The organism is Bacillus sp. 3103sda1 (assembly GCF_024159135.1).
In the GTDB taxonomy this organism is placed as follows: Bacteria; Bacillota; Bacilli; order Bacillales; family Bacillaceae_G; genus Bacillus_A; species Bacillus_A rhizoplanae.
The window spans coordinates 4,516,331-4,533,008 of the sequence record NZ_JAMYWS010000001.1; the positions used below are offsets into that span (position 1 = coordinate 4,516,331).

Genomic DNA, 16,678 nt, shown 5'->3' on the forward strand with positions numbered 1-16,678 from the left:
TCAACTAACCATCAGTGAGGGATAAAGCCTCCCTCACTGATGGAAGTTTCACTTTATAAAGAAATATACAAAAACCTTCTGTTATTCATAGCGCAGCGCTTCGATTGGATCGAGCTTCGCTGCTTTGTTTGCCGGAATTAATCCGAAAATAATACCAAGTGTCATTGAGAATAGGACACCGCCAAGTACAACTTGCCACGAAACAAGCGGTGGCCATTTCGCAAAGGCAGAGACAATATAAGCGCCACCATAGCCAAGACCGATTCCGATAAGACCGCCAAGAAGCGTTAACATCACTGCCTCGATTAAGAATTGAAGCAAGATTTTTCCGCGCGTTGCACCGAGCGCTTTACGAACACCAATTTCACGCGTACGCTCTGTAACAGATACGAGCATAATATTCATAACGCCAATACCGCCAACGACTAAAGAAATACCAGCAATACCACCGATAATCATCGTCATAATACTTGTTACTTTCGAGATGCTTTCTTTCATTTTCTCAAGATCGACAACTTCATACTTACCTGGAATATCATTTGATTTTCGGTCGTTTAAAACGCCAATTGCTTTTTTCCCTGCTTCTTGTAGCTGATCCACATTTTTTGCTTGCACCGCAATATTTTGAATTTCATTTTTTCCATATAACGTTGGCCAAAGGGAAATAGGAATTAACATTTCCGACATCCCCATGCCCATAAATTCATTATCGGATTTATACACCCCGATAATTTGCAATGGCTGGCCCTTTAACTCGATAATTTCCCCAACAGGATTTTCTTTCGGATAAAACATATCCTTTGCTTTCGTACTAATCATCGCAACGTTATTGCCATGCTCAACGTCACCTTCATTTAAAGAGCGGCCTTCAATCAATTTGATTTTATTTACCGCAAAATATTCACTGTCCAGCCCGATAATATTTGTCATATCTTTTTTATCATTAATATCGAGCGGCTCCATACTCGAATTTGTCGTAACAACATGAGAAATTTCTGGCACTTGTTTCAGTTCCAAAATATCTTCGTCTGTTAATTCAGGGCGTTCTCCCATTCCTACTGCAAATGGATCATTGATATCCGACTGAAACTGAATTGGAATGACATTATTACCTGCACCTACAAATTGCGACTTCAACATCGCTTCCCCGCCTTGTCCGATAGCAACGACAGTAATAATAGAACCAACACCGATAATAATACCCAGCATCGTCAATGCCGAGCGTAATTTATGAGCTAGAATAGAAGAAAGTGCAATTTTCATACTATCTAGTAAACTCATACGGCCCACCTTCTATCTTCTGTAATTCTTCCGTCTCTGAGCACAATGCGGCGAGACGAATACGCAGCAACTTCCTCTTCATGTGTAACCATGACAATTGTTGTACCTTCTTTATTAAGCTGAGTGAAAATATTCATAACTTGCTCACCGGATTTCGTATCGAGCGCACCTGTTGGTTCATCGGCCATAATAAACGTTGGATTGTTTGCAATTGCACGCGCAATCGCCACACGCTGCTTTTGCCCGCCTGATAATTCATTTGGCAAGTGATGCACGCGATCTGCTAATCCAACTTTTTCTAAAGCCTCTAATGCTCTTTGACGGCGCTCTGCTTTCTTTATACCGCCATAAATAAGCGGCAGCTCCACATTTTCCACCGCCGAAAGACGAGGCAATAAATTAAAATGCTGAAACACAAAGCCGATATATTCATTTCGAATGAGTGCCAACTTTGACTCGTCTGCTGTTAAAATATTCACGTCATTCAACATATATTCGCCTTCTGTTGGACGATCGAGACAACCGATAATATTCATAAGCGTCGATTTCCCCGATCCAGACGGTCCCATAATAGAAACGAACTCACCGCTATCAATCTTCAAACTAATATCATGTAAAATGGGCACAGCTAAGCTCCCTTGATAATACGTTTTATCAATATTGTTTAAGGTAATCATTTTCCCTTCACTTCCATTCCGTCAAACACTTTATCGGAAGGATTTTCAACCACCTTTTGTCCTACTGTTACGCCTTCAAGCACTTCCACCCAATCTCCGTCACTTGCACCTTTCTTCACCATTTGCTTGCGAAGCTTTCCTTTATCTTCTACATACACAAATGCATCATCTTTTTCCTCTACGATACTTTTACGAGGAACTGCAATCATTTTCCTATTCTCTAAATTCACTTGCAGTGATACATGATATCCCGGTGATAATCCATCTTGTGAGTCGAGCGTTGCTTTATATGTATAATAAGACATATTTTGTCCTGCTTCTGCGCCTGTCATAGCTTGTGTATTAACGTCAGCACTTGTTGGATATTCACTTACTTCTGTAATTTTTCCAGTCCATTTTTTCTTTGGTGCTGCTTTTGCTGTCACTGTAACAGTTTGATCTTTTTGAATTTGTGATTTTTGTAACTCCGTTAATGTTCCTTGAACTTGGAACGGATCTTTAGAGGCGATTTGTAAAAATGGCTTTCCTTGGCCACCCATTGCTTGCGTGGAACCTTGCGTTGCATCTTTATCAAGCTTTTGTACAACACCGGCAAAATTACTGTAAACCGTAAGTTCACCTTGTTTTTTCTTCAACTCTTCGATGTGGAGATTTCCTTTTTCTTTTTCAAGAGTTGCTGCTTTTTGTGTCATTTCGAGGTCACTTAATTGCGATTCTAACGGTTCAAGTGCTTCTTTCCCTACTCCGCTATCTTTCGCTTTTTTAATATCTTGTTCCAATGAATCTATCTTTTTCTGTCCTTGATCATAGCGCATAGAAGCCATTTCTTGATCAATTTCTGCTTGCTGCATTTGCAAATTAATTTCTTCATTATCATACGAGAACAGCTTGTCCCCTTTTTTCACTTCTTGCCCTTCTTTTACAGCAATATCTTTCACTTTTCCTTTTGTCATATCCGCATAGAAGCTTTCAATATTCCCTGGTTTCACTTGACCAGAAACTAACTTTGTATTATTCAGCTGACGTTCTGTTACTTCTACAAAATTCACGTTTACTTTTTTGTGTAGCCCCTTATTTTTCATGATAAAAATATTAATAGCAGCAACGATGACAATAAGAGCAATAATTCCTACCACAATCCACTTTTTCTTTTTATTCGGGGTATGAACGGTTTCTGGTAACATTTTTTATCTCCTTCTATTTAGAATTATTTATATAATAAAATTATATAAATTTTTCCAAAAAATCTCAACAGACATCTGATATTTCTCGCATTTATATTACATAGTTTGACATTTCTATTATTGATCGTAAAAAGTAATGTAATATTTTGAATTTTTCAATTCTATCACAATCATATATAAAGCGAAACTTCCATCAGTCTTCCCTACACTTCCTTTCTGGTTTTCTTAAACAAACGTTTGATTAAGAAGCAACGATCAAATGAATACCTACTTCTTATTTAGGGATAGGTTAATGTTAGATACAAAAAGTGGATAAATCTGTATACAAATTGGATGTTTTCGAAATATATATTTCGAAAAATGGAGGGAATTGTCTTAGATGCAGTTAAAAAAGATCCGTTAAAACACACTCAGCACTTCATAATATTTGCGAGGCACATCAAATTTCGTACTGGCTAACAGGTGGAACACCGCTTGGATCAGCAAGACCCGTGGAATGATGATGCAGACATTGCTATGCTTCGCGAAGGCTATGAAAATTTGTAAGCGTCGCGGCTGCGAATATAACGGTTGGTGGTTATAAACTTGGTGCAAACGGTACATTAATGTAATAGATTTATAGAAAAGGGTGCTTCTTTTAACGAAGCACCCTTTTTTTATCGTATAAACAAACGTTTCTTTATTGCCACATAGGACATTTTTTCGATATAATTACCATCGCATCTAGTAAATTCTCTCTCACAAATTTACATACTTTGAATTCATCAGGCTTCATTACCCTTTGATATACGCGCCCAAAGTCCTCACCGCGCATTTATAAAATCAAACCTGTTTCACAAAAAGTTTATCGTGCTTCTTTATATACCCAAATGTCTCTTGAAATTTCTTTACAACTAACAGCTACCCGATCGTCACACCAAATAAAACTGCCTGATTTAAACATTGCAATCATATTCGGATTATTTTGATACAAAAACATATCGCCATCTTTAAATTTTCCATTCTCATAATCATGTAAAACTTCAAATAGCTTCACATTAATCATCTCTTTTCTCTATTTTATATTTATGGATTTATATTAAAGCTTCCTTTTTAAAAAGTTGTGTTTTTGTGATGAATTTTCTGTGAACTTCTATATATTCTTACTTGAAACTTTACGTATTTATTACAAATCATTTTTATACCAAACAAATCCAACTCGATTATAATGTATAAAAAACAACTTCAAAAACAATGTGCTCTCATTTACACATTTTTATACATATACACAAAAATATTGACGGTACCCTCTCTTCTCAACTATTTATTTATTAAATAATATACATAAAATAACATATACCTTATATGTGATATATATTTTTAGCACATAAAAAGAAAGTGAATGAAAGATTTGAGAACAATCTCCTTCATTTATTTAATCGTTAAGACTATACATGTTATGTTAGAATTTGGATAAAACATCAAATTATTGTCACTCTAGAAAATCTACAAAAATAACATTGTTCAGAGAGGAAGTAACTGATGGCAAAAGGAAATTACATAATAGAATTAGATGTACCACTAGATTATGTTTGGAATTTCGTTAGTGATATGAACAATTGGGCACCGCTTGTTTCTGGTTATGTAAAACACAGAATAATAGATGATCGTCATTCAGTTTGGTGTCTACATGGCGATTTAGGCGTAGTCAAAGGCAATATTAACTTGGACGTTGAAATCATCGAATGGAAAGAACATGATACAGTGCGTTTTACTATAGCTTCATCAACAAAAAAATTACTTGGTAGCGGTGTCTTTCGTGCTGAAGCAATTACCCCATCGAAAACACGAATAACCAGTGAGTTAGAAATGCGTGCAAATGGGAAGGGTGCTCTCATCTTTAATGGCGCTATGAAACCATTCATATCAAAAATGACGAAGCAACTTTCCAAGGCAATTGCTAGTAAATTAGTGAAGCAATTATCACACATTCACACATGATGATTTCGAACTCTTCCTTAATTACACAGGTATGAAAAATAGAAAATGAATAAAAAAAGAGATTTATCTTTAATAACAAGATAAATCTCTAAGAATATACAAATACAATTATTTCTTCACAATCGATAATGATTGGATTTCCTTATGTGTTGGATCGGAACGAGCTGCGATATAATAACTTTTTGTTTCATAGAAATAGTTATTTTCTGAATCATTACTTATACTTTCTTTACCAAGTAATTGATGCAATTTAGCAGTAGACATTGAAATATCTTGGAATACAACTTCTACTACTTTATCTTGTAAAACACCAAATTGAATATTACCATCTTTAACAACTGTTTTACCTGCTACATTTTGTGGCGAAGTTAATGCATTAGGATATGTGGTTTTTAGTTCGTTTAATGTCTTTCCAATATAAGTAGGAGCACTCACGAATTTAGCCCCATACACACTACTTAACAAAGAGGTTACATCATCTAATTTTGTATCCTCCAGCACACTATTACTTGGCGTGAATGGCACGAAATATTGTGAGCTTATCCACCCAGCTTCACCACTTGGTAAGGTAATTTGTAACCACTCGATACCAGTTTCCGTATCCTTTTTACGATCAGATATAGTGAATATGTCCCCAAAGTTTACTACAAACAAGCGTTCACTGCTTGTATTTGCTTCTTTGCGAACACTAATGTCATTGCTATTTACTATATATTTCTCTTCCTTCGCTTCTTTTGCTTCTTTTGTTTCAGTAACATTCTTACTTTGAACTACTTTTTCTGCATGCTCATTATCTTTTTTAAACGGAAGTAAATCTTTATAATAAACTCCTGCCGCAATACCCCCTGCTATAATAGCTAGACAAATTCCTGTGATTACACCTCTTCTTTTTTTCCCTTTACGACGGTGGCTTTGGGAATTACGAGGGCTCTTTTTAGTTTCGGCTGTGTACTCTTGTAATAGACCATGTTGAAATTTCCCGATTTGTTCCTCTTGTAGCTTCTTTCGCTCTTCTAGAGACATTTGATTATATTCTTTAAGAAATGCACCATAATTCGCAACTACTTCCTTTACATCTCCATATTCTCTTACTTGTCCATAATATAACCAAATTGCTTTTGTACAAAAACTATTTACTTGGCTAAGAGAATGACTAATAAAAAAGATCGTTTTTCCTCTTTCTTTAAATTCATTCATCTTTTTTAAACACTTATCCGTAAATGTTTGATCACCAACAGATAAAGCTTCATCAATGACTAAAATATCAGGATCAATGTTTACCGAAATCGCAAATCCCAATCGCGCTTTCATACCACTCGAATATGTTTTAACAGGTTGATTTATAAACTTCCCGATATCAGCAAATTCAATGACCTTCGGAGTAATTTCTTTAATTTTTTCTTTCGTTAACCCCATCATTAAACCCTTTAATTGAATATTTTCAATCCCTGTTAATTGACCATTTAATCCTGAGGAAATAGCGATTAATGAAGCAGATCCTTTTATATCAATTTTCCCTTTATTAGGCATTGTAACGCCGGCAATTAAATTTGATAACGTACTTTTCCCAGATCCGTTCAAACCTACAATTCCGACGATTTCTCCCCTGGGCACCTCAAAAGAAACATTGCTTAAAGCGTAATGGAATTCTCCATCCTCCTGCTTTCGAAACAAATCTTTTAGCTTATCAGATGGCTTGTTATACATTTTATATTTTTTTGTAACCTTTTGAAACTTTACTGTATAATTCATTGAATCATTCACCTTTTATAAGTAGTCAACAAACTGCTTACGGAATTTAATATGAAGCATAGAACCAATGACAAAAAGGACAATTACCATTCCCCAGAAATATAGTGTATACCCTGAGAAAATAATAGAACTTTGACCATATGCCACCGCATCTCTATATATTTCTAGTATATAGTAAAACGGATTTATCTTAACAAGAAATAGAAACGCTTGCGGCATGTTTTCCTTCGGTTCCCAAAATACCGGCGTCAAGAAGAATAACATACGTGTAGCAGTTTGAATTAGCAAATGAATATCCCGTAGCATTGTCGATAATGTAGATGTAATAAACCCTAATGCAACTAAAAATATTGTAACAGAAAACATCCCATATAATAGGGCAAAGATATTAATCGTATGCCAACCTTGGTTAATGAAAGAGATGATTAACATGAATACAACTAATATACAATGAGTATACAATTGTGATATAACAACATATGTTGGAACAATACTTAATGGGAAATTCATTTTTGAAACTGTATTTAAACGAGCATAAATAGAATTAGATCCTTGTAAAATTGATGCACTAATAAAAAACCATGGTATCAATCCACAAACAAGCCATACAAAGTAAGGAACGCCATTTACTGGCGCTCCTCCTCGAATCCCTAATCCAAATACTAACCAATATACACCAATTTGTGTAAATGGGTTTAAAAACACCCATAAAATCCCCAAGAAGTTACCTGCATATGCTTGTTTTAATTCATAATGAGATAATCTACGAATTAAATAGAAACTTTCAAAGTGTTCTTTAATGATAGTTTTTAGGGCGTTCATACCGTAACCGCTTTCTCACCTAACGCTTCATATAAAGTTCCAAAATTAATGATTTTCATTGCATCAGTCGAAACAGCTTGTACACAATTACGAGTATCAAGAACAACAGCATTCGCCATATGCGGTGCTAATTCTTCATAGTTCATTGTTTTAAATTCGTCATGATCTGTTAATACAAGGATTAAATGTGCATCCTTAACAGCTTCTTCTGCAGAATGTAATGTAAAGAAATCAGACTCTACATGCGGATCATGTGCTGAAACTGTAATTCCCTCATTACGAATTAAGTCAATTACATCCATTGCTGGACTCTCACGCATATCATCCACGTTTCCTTTATATGTAACACCAAATGCTGCTACTTTAGGATTTTCGACACCTGCAAGTAATTCTTTTACTTTTTCAGTCACATAGTGTGGCATCGAAACGTTTGTTTCACGAGAAAGGTTAATAATATTTGCTAATTCAGGTGCTTTGGCAACGATAAAGTAAGGATCAACCGCTAAGCAATGTCCGCCTACTCCTGGACCTGGATAATGTAAGTTTACACGTGGATGTTTGTTCGCCATTTCGATTACATCTAATACGTTAATTTCTAAAGCGTTACAAACTTTTGTTAACTCATTTGCAAGCGCAATATTCACGTCACGGAATGTATTTTCCATAAGCTTCGACATTTCCGCTGTTTTTGCATCTGTTTTAATGATTTCACCTTGTACAAATACACCATATACACGAGCACCAGCTTCCGCACACGCAGGAGTAACTCCACCAACAATACGGTTGTTATACACTAGTTCATGTAAAATTTGTCCTGGAAGAACACGTTCTGGACAATGAACAAGATACACATCTTCTCCAACAATAAACCCAGCTTCTTCCACTAACGGTTTTACATAGTCATCCATACTACGCGGTGCGATTGTAGATTCTACGATAATAACATTTCCTTTCTTTACAAATGGAAGTACTTGTTTTGTCGCAGTTAAAACATGTGTTAAATCACAAGACTTATGCTCATCATTGTGATTTGGTGTTGGAACAGAAATAATAAACGCATCTGCTTCTTCCGGTGTTAAAGATGCACGGAATTTCCCATTGGCAACTACTTCTTTTACAACTTCCCCAAGACCAGGCTCTTCAATATGGATTTCACCATTATTTAGCTTGTTCACTACTTTCGAATGGATATCTACACCCACTACTTCTGTTCCATATTTTGCAAACATCGCTGATGTCGGTAATCCAATATAACCTAATCCCATTGTACAAATTTTCACTTTATGCGTCCCTCCAAAAATTCATTAATTCCTATTTATTATTAAAACAAAAATTGGAAGATTCGTCTATAAATCCTATATTTTTTATTCAGAAACTGAAATATAGTGAATTATTTCGAAATATGATATACTATGTCGGGATATCGTACAACAAATTTTTAACAATCATTTTTGTATGGATCTTCCTTAAATATCTCTATATACCAACAAGGAAGGTTGATGAGTAGCTTGCTTAATGAACTTAAAAAGATTCATATTAATTACAAACAAATAAATGATTTCCAACTTATCTATGATTCTCCATTTTTATTGAAAGTAGAATGGGATCAAACAAATTATGAATTCTTTATACATTTAAAAAGCAATACACCTAATTTACTTGTTTTCGGTTCCGGTGCATATAATGCCCAAAAATTGAAACCACCTATCTTTCATAGGTATTCATGGACAAACCATTTTGATGACTCCATGATTTTTTATAATGATCCTACACTATACTTAGGGCCCATAAACCTTGGCTGGGGATTTGGTACAGCAAATGAATTCTATTTACAAAACATTGCTACCATCCTTCAAGTAATTATGAAACGGATAGAGATTGAATCGAACAAAGTATTGTTCTATGGAACCTCTGGTGGCGGTTTTATGTCTCTAATACTGGCTGGTTTTGTAAAAGGATCTACATCCTTGGTAAATAATCCACAAACAATTATTCCAAACTACTATCAGTCACATGTAAATCTTTTATTTAAATCCGTGCACCCAAATTTAACAAGGGAAGAAATTATAAAAAGATTCTCTGATCGTCTAAATGTTTTAGAGTTCTATAAAAAAATACAATACATCCCAAAAATTCATTATATTCAAAATGTTCTATGCGATCATGACATGCAACAGCATGTTTTACCTTTCATTGCAGGATTACAAGAAATTGATGAAAACGCTTTTTCAAATCAAGTACACTTAGAATTTTATGCGAACAAAGAAGAAGGACATAATCCTTTAAGCTTAGAAAAATCAATACACTATATTCAGGCTATTAAACCTTAGGATAAATAACTCCCTGCTTCAATCTAGTACTCATCTTGAAGCAGGATTTTTTGCTTATTCTGTAATAGACTTATAAATTTTTGACTAAAGATTAGAAGCAATAACAACTAATTTCTTCTTACGCTCTGCTCTTCTCGGAGTTATCCTTTCAATTAAAACAGTAACTACCTTCCCCAAAACCATCGAGTATAAAACTCCTCAAGCAATAGAGAATCTAGCTAAGGAAGTAGCATAGATTTAATTTTTTTGTGTCTAAAATATTGACTCAAATTCACGATTCTCCATTTTAAATATAATTACTTTAATATATAGATTCACTTCAAAAGCTACACCGACAGAAACTCCTATTGATGTTACCAATTTTAACTTTTATCCTTTATATATTGTTGCTTATTTCGAATTTTTGATATATTTTTTAAGAATGGTATAAAATAGATTCAAATAAGGCTTATTACGAAAATTTTATGAATCAATTTAACGAAATTCAAAGAAATGATACAATCGTACAAAGTTAATTGAAACCTGTTTGTTACTCATATCAATAAATACAAATATACAATATTACATAAACTGAGAAACTATCCAAAAATAAGGGGGATTTATGTTTAATGTTTAAAAATGAAAAAATTTTTAATTCCGAAGTAAATATACAGTATCTGTTTCAAAAATCATATAAAAAAACTGAGAATCTTGTTATTGTATTTTCAGGGATACCGCCTATTGGTCACCCACCAACTTATAATTACGGACGAACTCTAAGCGACTTTGATTGTAATAAGTTATTTATTTTAGATGACTTTGGTTGTAGAGCTAGTTATTACCTTTGCAAAAATCGTGATTATGCTATTGAGAGATCCGTAATTTCTTTAATCAATCACATAATTGAAGAGAATGGTATTACAAATGTAGTTACTTGCGGTTCTAGTAAAGGTGGATACGCGGCATTGTATTATGGACTAAAATACGGTTTTAACCATGTTATTGCCGCTTCTCCTCAGTTTTTCTTAGGAACATATTTAATGAAACAAACAAATTGTAGTGATATAGCTACATTTATCTCCGGTGGAGCTGAGCAAGAGGACTTTGAATACCTAAATAGTATTTTACAAAATTTGATTAATGAGACAGAGAATAGACCAAGCATCTTTATTCATATGGGGGCTGGAGAACCTCATTATCCTGTTCATGTTCAACCATTAGTAAAACTTCTTGAACAAAGAGGCATTGATTATACACTTGATTTAGGTAATTATAATAAACATAGCGATGTCGGTGTATTCTTCCCGCCGATATTGAAGAAAAAAATTACTAAGTTACTAGGATATCCAACTATTTGTTCATTAGAATCTCTAACAGGTGAATATACAATAGGTGCTACACAAACATTTGTTGTCGAGACAGATTCTAAAGATAATAAAATTGCATGGTACCTTTTTCACAATAAAAACAGAATTGATTTCAAAGATTATTCGGCAGATAATACCTTTACATTTAGTTTTGAGAAAGAAGGAATATATCAAGTGAAAGCTTTTGCACTAAATGACAAAGATATGAAGGTATCTATGATAAGCGAACCTATCACAATAAAAGAGAATAGTGTAGTATAGCTTATTTGAAAATAAAGTATACAAAGCCGACTCATAATGATGTGCACCCCAATTGTTAGACACAATTAACAATTGGGGTGCACTTTTTTATGGGTAAGTTTTCTTCTAAAGAAAAACTACAAATAGTAAAACGATATTTTGATGGGGTAGATGGTGGGAAAATAATTGCTAAATCTCTAGGGATTCATTACAGTGTACTTTATCAGTGGATTAAACAATATGAGGCTTTTGGGGAAAAAGCTTTTGAAAAGCGCTATACAACTTATTCACTTCAATATAAACTAGATGTGCTTAATTATATGGATAAACAAGGGACATCTATTAGAGAAACAGCGGCGATTTTTAATATTCCATCTTATGAAACACTTCGCAAATGGAAAATAGCTTATGATTCAAATGGTGTGGATGCCCTACGTTCAAAAAGGAAGGGACGTCCAACTATGAAAAATAAAAAAGCTAAGATACAACCAAAACAAGATCAAGTGTTAGTTGAAGGATCAATAGAAGCTCTACAGGCAGAAAATGAACGTTTACGTATGGAAAATGATTATTTAAAAAAGTTAAATGCCTTAGTTCAGAAAAAGGAAAAATCACAGATCAAAACAGAGCACAAGCAATTTATGAATTAAGGCACAAATACAAAATCATCGATCTTGTGAAAATCGCTGGTATCGCTCGTAGTACATACTATTACTCGATTAAACAAATGGGACGTCCGGATAAATATGAGAAGATTAAAGGTTTGATTAAAGAGATTTACGAGGAAAATCATGGTAGATATGGTTATCGTCGTATCACGTTAGAATTGCGTAACCGTGGGTATTTATTAAACCATAAGACAGTTCGTCGTCTAATGAATGTCATCGGATTAAAATGTCTTGTTCGCATAAAAAAATACCGTTCATATCGAGGAGAAGTAGGAAAATTCGAACCAAATATTTTGAAGCGTAAATTTAATGCATCAAAACCTAATGAAAAGTGGGTAACAGACGTTACTGAATTCCACCTACATGGTAAAAAGCTATATCTTTCTCCAGTTTTAGACTTATATAACGGGGAGATTATAGCTTACAATATAGAACATAAACCTGTATATTCTCTTGTATTAAAAATGCTTAATAAAGCTTTTAAATGCTTAAATAATGGAGAAACTCCTATTCTTCATTCAGATCAAGGATGGCATTATCAAATGAAAAAATACCAGCAATCACTAAAAAAATATAAGGTTATCCAAAGTATGTCCCGTAAGGGAAACTGTTTGGACAATGCAGTCATAGAAAACTTCTTTGGCTTATTAAAATCTGAATTACTCTACCTTAAAGAATTTGAAAGTATGGAACATTTTAAGATAGAATTAGAGAATTATATTCATTATTACAACCACAAAAGAATTAAAGTAAAGTTAAATGGAATGAGTCCAGTACAATACCGGACTCATATCCAATCAGCCGCTTAATTTTTCTGTCTAACTTTTTGGGTTCATTTCAATAAGATTCGGCTTTGTATTACCTCACATATAGGTATATCAAAATTATTTGTGATATAAATAATTTCCACATATTATCAACCTAAAATAATTATCAAAAAATTCCGTCTGCATGTTAATTACTTTCAAATTGTTATTTCTTCAGCAGCAGGTGACTAAGTAGCCTAACCTTACTTTGTTTGTGCCCAAAATATTAACTGAAATCCAGTTCCTTACTCTCAGAGATCATTATAAATAGGGTACAAGCTCTCACACTTATACCCCCATTTAATAAGCCTACGCTATATATTCTTTCACTATTTCTTCATAATCTTTCTTCTTACAAAGCTCTGCAAAACGAATCAGCTCTGGTTCTACTAGTTGAACTTCATCTTTATAAAGGTCAAAAATTTCCGTTAAAATTTCCACAGAATCTAAAGCTTCTTCTTTGCTTACCTTCTTCAATTTCTCTAAATACCAATTTTTGAAGAAGTATTCAAAGCGTTTCTCTAAATACCCGTCTAGCAGTCCTTGTTCTTTAAATGTTTTGATTCGATCTTTTTCTAAAATCAAATATTTTTCAAAGAATCTTTTAGAAATACTATTTACTGTCGATCCCGAAACAGCTGCATAGTAAATATGAATGCCTAGGTTAATTGCTTTTACCTTCTTAGAATGTAGTAAAAGTTCTTGGAAGAATAATGTATCTTCTCCAGCAGCTCCTTCTACCATCTTTAAGGAATTATCCGCAATTAATTCCCGCTTCATAACCAACGCCTGAATACTCATCGCCTTAAATTGTGTATTAATTAAGTACTGTTTCATATCACCTTGAATTACATCACTCTTATTAAAGTGCATAACTGTCTTATAGTAATCAAAATTCAATACATCATTTGCAATACGTGGCATATTTCCAACTACAAAGTCATATTGTTCTGTTTTAATTTCTTCATACAATTTAGCATATCCATCATTAATTGCCTCATTATCAGGATCAAGATATGTAATGTATGGTGCTGTCGACAACTCAAACCCCTTATTTCTAGGTCTTGATGCACTTCCGCTTCCACCGTCGTTAAAGAAAAATGTTTTAACATTATCATACTGTTTCTCTAAATATCTTCCAATTGTTGGAGTATAACCATCTGTAGAACCATCGTCTACAATAATAATTTCCATATCTTTAAATAAACTACTACGTTTTAAACTATTAAAACATTTATTTAATAGATGTGCTCCATTATTATATGAAGGAACAATTACAGAAAGTTTATACTTTTTATTATTCTTTTGTTTACTTACTTTTTGCTTTTCGTTATTGAACTCAAAATGATCAATACTATAACCATTCGGTAGTTCCACTTTTCCATTCATCTCTAACAGTCTTTCTGCTGTGAAGGATTCACTCCAGAATATAGTTCGATACTTATCATTCATGATTGTTACGTAGTCATGTTCAATTCCTGCAATAAGTTTCTTTCCTTCATAATACGCATCTTTAGTAACATAATCAGAATTTGTATATTTGAATCCATTAATCATGTCTTCTAAATAAAATTCATCATATTCTTTATTCTCATCAAAAAATGTAATCATATCATACTGTTGCTTTACTTTATCAGTAAAGTTCTTTTCTAAAATTAACTCTTTATACGGATATGTTTGTTGTTCGAACATCGTTCTTACACGACTTGTGGCACTTTTTACAACTACTGCCACCTTTTTCGTGATTTTCTCATAAGGGAGACCAATTGTTTCGAAAAGTTGCTCTAAACGATGAATTGTTGTTTCATTAGACATTACTGTACGAATACCATAAACTTGGTGTCTATATTTCTCTTCTTCGGTAAACCCATGTAAAATATCCTTAACTTCATTTTTGTCGTGAACTAAGAACACATTTGGAAATTTATTATTAATCGCCGTACTATAGTTTGATAATAAGATATTACCTAGTGCCTGTAACTCATATACACGATTTGCAAACATTGTCGGGCTATATTTTACTGAATTTAAGTTCATAGACCAATCGTATAGCTTATGTAGTTTTTGTAAGTTTCCATGATCTAAAGATGGTGAAATATATTTAACATACTCTTTTGGGAAAAGGTGTGGAACTAGATTTAACTCAAAGTTACGGTCAATGATTTTAAGACCTTCACCCGCTTCAATCGCACCATCAAATAACATTTTTGTATCTACTTTTCTATCCGGATACTTTTCATACCATGACCCTGCAAACAATACTTCTTTACGTTTTGGAAGTTTCTTAATTCCCACAGGATTATGATAAAGCGGATTAATACCAAAGCTTAATACATCTACTCGATCGTTCTTGCAATCCCTCTTATAATCTGCTACTACTTCCTCAGCAGTAGTGAAGATATAATCACATTTCTTTGCAATCTCAATGAAATACTCATAGTTAACAGGGTCTTCTTTTGAATAGAATACCACTTTAATTCCTTTAGACTTATAAAGATCAATAATTTTAAACAGATCTTGTCTATGCTTTCGAATGTTAGGATTTCCTAAACCTTTCCACTCTAGATTTAATCCCTTCCAAGTCGTTGCTACAAAAAATACATCTAAATCATTTGCATATTTTTTATAGTTTTCCCTAGTAATATAAGTAAAATTAGCCATACCATTAAAAGAGTTAAATAAAAACTCATCTGCAATAATACCTATATTAACATTCATTTTAGAATAAAACTTACTTCCATTACTTTCAGGAATTTTCTCCAACATTGCCTTTACTTCTTGGAAAAAGTTTTTATCACAATTTTTATCTCTATACTGAATATAAGCCTTTTTCTCCTCATCTGTCATTGTATTTTGAGGCGCAACCTTTTGCTGTACTGGTTTAGAAACCGGTGCTAGCTTAACAGAAATTTTGCCTTGAATCTTTTCAATAGAAGCACCCTTCTTTAATGCACGTAGTTCTTGTTGCTCAGCTTCGATTATTTGCTTCTGAATTTCCATATCTTTGTGAAGACTATCTTTTAATTTTTGTATCGTATTAAGTCGTTGTTTAATTGATTTAATATCCAACTTATTTCCCTCCAAGCTTTTCTTTTTTCCATTTCCAATATGATAATGTAAATTTTCCAAGTTTAGATTTACTTAATGCATTGTATCTTCTTTGTAGCTGCTCATATTTCTGTAACAGCCCAGAATGATTCTTAAGCAGGAGTTCTTCTTTTTCATAAGATTGAAGCAATTTTTCTTCTACATTCAATTTTAATTTTTGCGTTTGAATGGTAACTTCTTTTTGCTCCATAAACTTATTTTTTAACTCTTTGTTTTCAGCTTTTACTTTTTCATAATCTACTAATAGTTTTTCAAAACTTTTAAGCAATTTTTCTTCTTTTTCATAGGATGCAAGAAGTAACTTTTTTGTTTTCATATGCTCTTTTTGAGCTAGAATTGTCGCTTCTTTTTGCACTGTTAACACTTGATGATAAGTATTTAATTTCTCGTCATCAAAATATGCTTCTGAAATTCGATCTAAAGGTTTCTTCATTTAAGTATCACCTCTTCAATTTGTAACAGCTAGTCACATAATGTTATTTAT

The 16,678-nt window shown here is 33.3% G+C and carries 13 protein-coding genes; 4 read left to right on the plus strand and 9 right to left on the minus strand.

Going from position 1 to position 16,678, the window contains the following annotated elements; translation table 11 throughout:
• Positions 1-81: 81 nt before the first annotated feature.
• The 4 genes from NKR74_RS22675 to NKR74_RS22690 form a co-directional block, all read right to left on the minus strand.
• The gene (locus tag NKR74_RS22675; protein WP_253630917.1) at positions 82-1,281 is read right to left on the minus strand and encodes an ABC transporter permease; all 1,200 of its coding nucleotides are present in this window, start codon (positions 1,279-1,281) and stop codon (positions 82-84) included.
• Positions 1,278-1,958, minus strand: a complete 681-nt coding sequence (locus NKR74_RS22680) for an ABC transporter ATP-binding protein (protein ID WP_253630918.1) — start codon at positions 1,956-1,958, stop codon at positions 1,278-1,280. Before NKR74_RS22680 ends, NKR74_RS22675 begins: the two co-directional genes overlap by 4 nt.
• Complete coding sequence (locus tag NKR74_RS22685; protein ID WP_253630919.1) at positions 1,955-3,142, minus strand: efflux RND transporter periplasmic adaptor subunit; 1,188 nt, start codon at positions 3,140-3,142, stop codon at positions 1,955-1,957. The genes NKR74_RS22680 and NKR74_RS22685 overlap by 4 nt, the downstream gene beginning before the upstream one ends.
• Before the next feature lie 844 nt (positions 3,143-3,986).
• A complete protein-coding gene (locus tag NKR74_RS22690) occupies positions 3,987-4,187 on the minus strand; it encodes a hypothetical protein (RefSeq protein ID WP_253630920.1) in 201 nt (66 codons plus the stop codon).
• 476 nt (positions 4,188-4,663) lie between these two features.
• On the opposite strand from NKR74_RS22690, the gene NKR74_RS22695 reads away from it, so the two are divergent.
• Positions 4,664-5,122, plus strand: a complete 459-nt coding sequence (locus tag NKR74_RS22695; RefSeq protein ID WP_253630921.1) for an SRPBCC family protein — start codon at positions 4,664-4,666, stop codon at positions 5,120-5,122.
• A 108-nt stretch (positions 5,123-5,230) separates the two neighbouring features.
• On the opposite strand, the gene tagH is transcribed toward NKR74_RS22695, so the two are convergent.
• The 3 genes from tagH to NKR74_RS22710 are packed head-to-tail and all read right to left on the minus strand — an operon-like array spanning position 5,231 to position 8,976.
• Positions 5,231-6,874 (minus strand): teichoic acids export ABC transporter ATP-binding subunit TagH, encoded by a 1,644-nt coding sequence (gene tagH / locus NKR74_RS22700; protein WP_253630922.1) that lies wholly within the window; start codon positions 6,872-6,874, stop codon positions 5,231-5,233.
• Between the two features lie 15 nt (positions 6,875-6,889).
• Complete coding sequence (locus tag NKR74_RS22705; RefSeq protein WP_253630923.1) at positions 6,890-7,696, minus strand: ABC transporter permease; 807 nt, start codon at positions 7,694-7,696, stop codon at positions 6,890-6,892.
• Positions 7,693-8,976, minus strand: a complete 1,284-nt coding sequence (locus tag NKR74_RS22710; protein ID WP_253630924.1) for a nucleotide sugar dehydrogenase — start codon at positions 8,974-8,976, stop codon at positions 7,693-7,695. The genes NKR74_RS22705 and NKR74_RS22710 overlap by 4 nt, the downstream gene beginning before the upstream one ends.
• 219 nt (positions 8,977-9,195) lie before the next feature.
• On the opposite strand from NKR74_RS22710, the gene NKR74_RS22715 reads away from it, so the two are divergent.
• The 3 genes from NKR74_RS22715 to NKR74_RS22725 all read left to right on the plus strand — a co-directional run bounded on the left by NKR74_RS22715 (position 9,196) and on the right by NKR74_RS22725 (position 13,089).
• On the plus strand, positions 9,196-10,026 hold the full coding sequence (locus NKR74_RS22715; protein WP_253630925.1) for a glycosyl transferase family 2: 831 nt from the start codon (positions 9,196-9,198) through the stop codon (positions 10,024-10,026).
• Positions 10,027-10,634: 608 nt separating this feature from the next.
• Positions 10,635-11,633, plus strand: coding sequence for a YqiA/YcfP family alpha/beta fold hydrolase (locus tag NKR74_RS22720; protein ID WP_253630926.1), 999 nt, complete (start codon positions 10,635-10,637; stop codon positions 11,631-11,633).
• A gap of 89 nt (positions 11,634-11,722) precedes the next feature.
• Positions 11,723-13,089 (plus strand): IS3 family transposase gene (locus NKR74_RS22725; protein ID WP_253630927.1). Its coding sequence is split into 2 segments (ribosomal slippage): positions 11,723-12,185 and positions 12,185-13,089, totalling 1,368 coding nucleotides; the frame shifts between segments, so codons are not numbered across the junction.
• Between the two features lie 306 nt (positions 13,090-13,395).
• Here the strand turns inward: NKR74_RS22725 and NKR74_RS22730 are convergent.
• On the minus strand, positions 13,396-16,155 hold the full coding sequence (locus NKR74_RS22730) for a glycosyltransferase (protein WP_253630928.1): 2,760 nt from the start codon (positions 16,153-16,155) through the stop codon (positions 13,396-13,398).
• A gap of 1 nt (position 16,156) precedes the next feature.
• Positions 16,157-16,627, minus strand: a complete 471-nt coding sequence (locus tag NKR74_RS22735; protein WP_253630929.1) for a hypothetical protein — start codon at positions 16,625-16,627, stop codon at positions 16,157-16,159.
• Positions 16,628-16,678: the final 51 nt, after the last annotated feature.

Coding starts and splice junctions, on each gene's coding strand:
- NKR74_RS22690 (WP_253630920.1), bottom strand. CDS start 4,187: ATGATTAATGTGAAGCTATTTGAAGTTTTACATGATTATGAGAATGGA.
- NKR74_RS22695 (WP_253630921.1), top strand. CDS start 4,664: ATGGCAAAAGGAAATTACATAATAGAATTAGATGTACCACTAGATTAT.
- NKR74_RS22675 (WP_253630917.1), bottom strand. CDS start 1,281: ATGAGTTTACTAGATAGTATGAAAATTGCACTTTCTTCTATTCTAGCT.
- tagH (WP_253630922.1), bottom strand. CDS start 6,874: ATGAATTATACAGTAAAGTTTCAAAAGGTTACAAAAAAATATAAAATG.
- NKR74_RS22705 (WP_253630923.1), bottom strand. CDS start 7,696: ATGAACGCCCTAAAAACTATCATTAAAGAACACTTTGAAAGTTTCTAT.
- NKR74_RS22680 (WP_253630918.1), bottom strand. CDS start 1,958: ATGATTACCTTAAACAATATTGATAAAACGTATTATCAAGGGAGCTTA.
- NKR74_RS22720 (WP_253630926.1), top strand. CDS start 10,635: ATGTTTAAAAATGAAAAAATTTTTAATTCCGAAGTAAATATACAGTAT.
- NKR74_RS22685 (WP_253630919.1), bottom strand. CDS start 3,142: ATGTTACCAGAAACCGTTCATACCCCGAATAAAAAGAAAAAGTGGATT.
- NKR74_RS22735 (WP_253630929.1), bottom strand. CDS start 16,627: ATGAAGAAACCTTTAGATCGAATTTCAGAAGCATATTTTGATGACGAG.
- NKR74_RS22715 (WP_253630925.1), top strand. CDS start 9,196: ATGAGTAGCTTGCTTAATGAACTTAAAAAGATTCATATTAATTACAAA.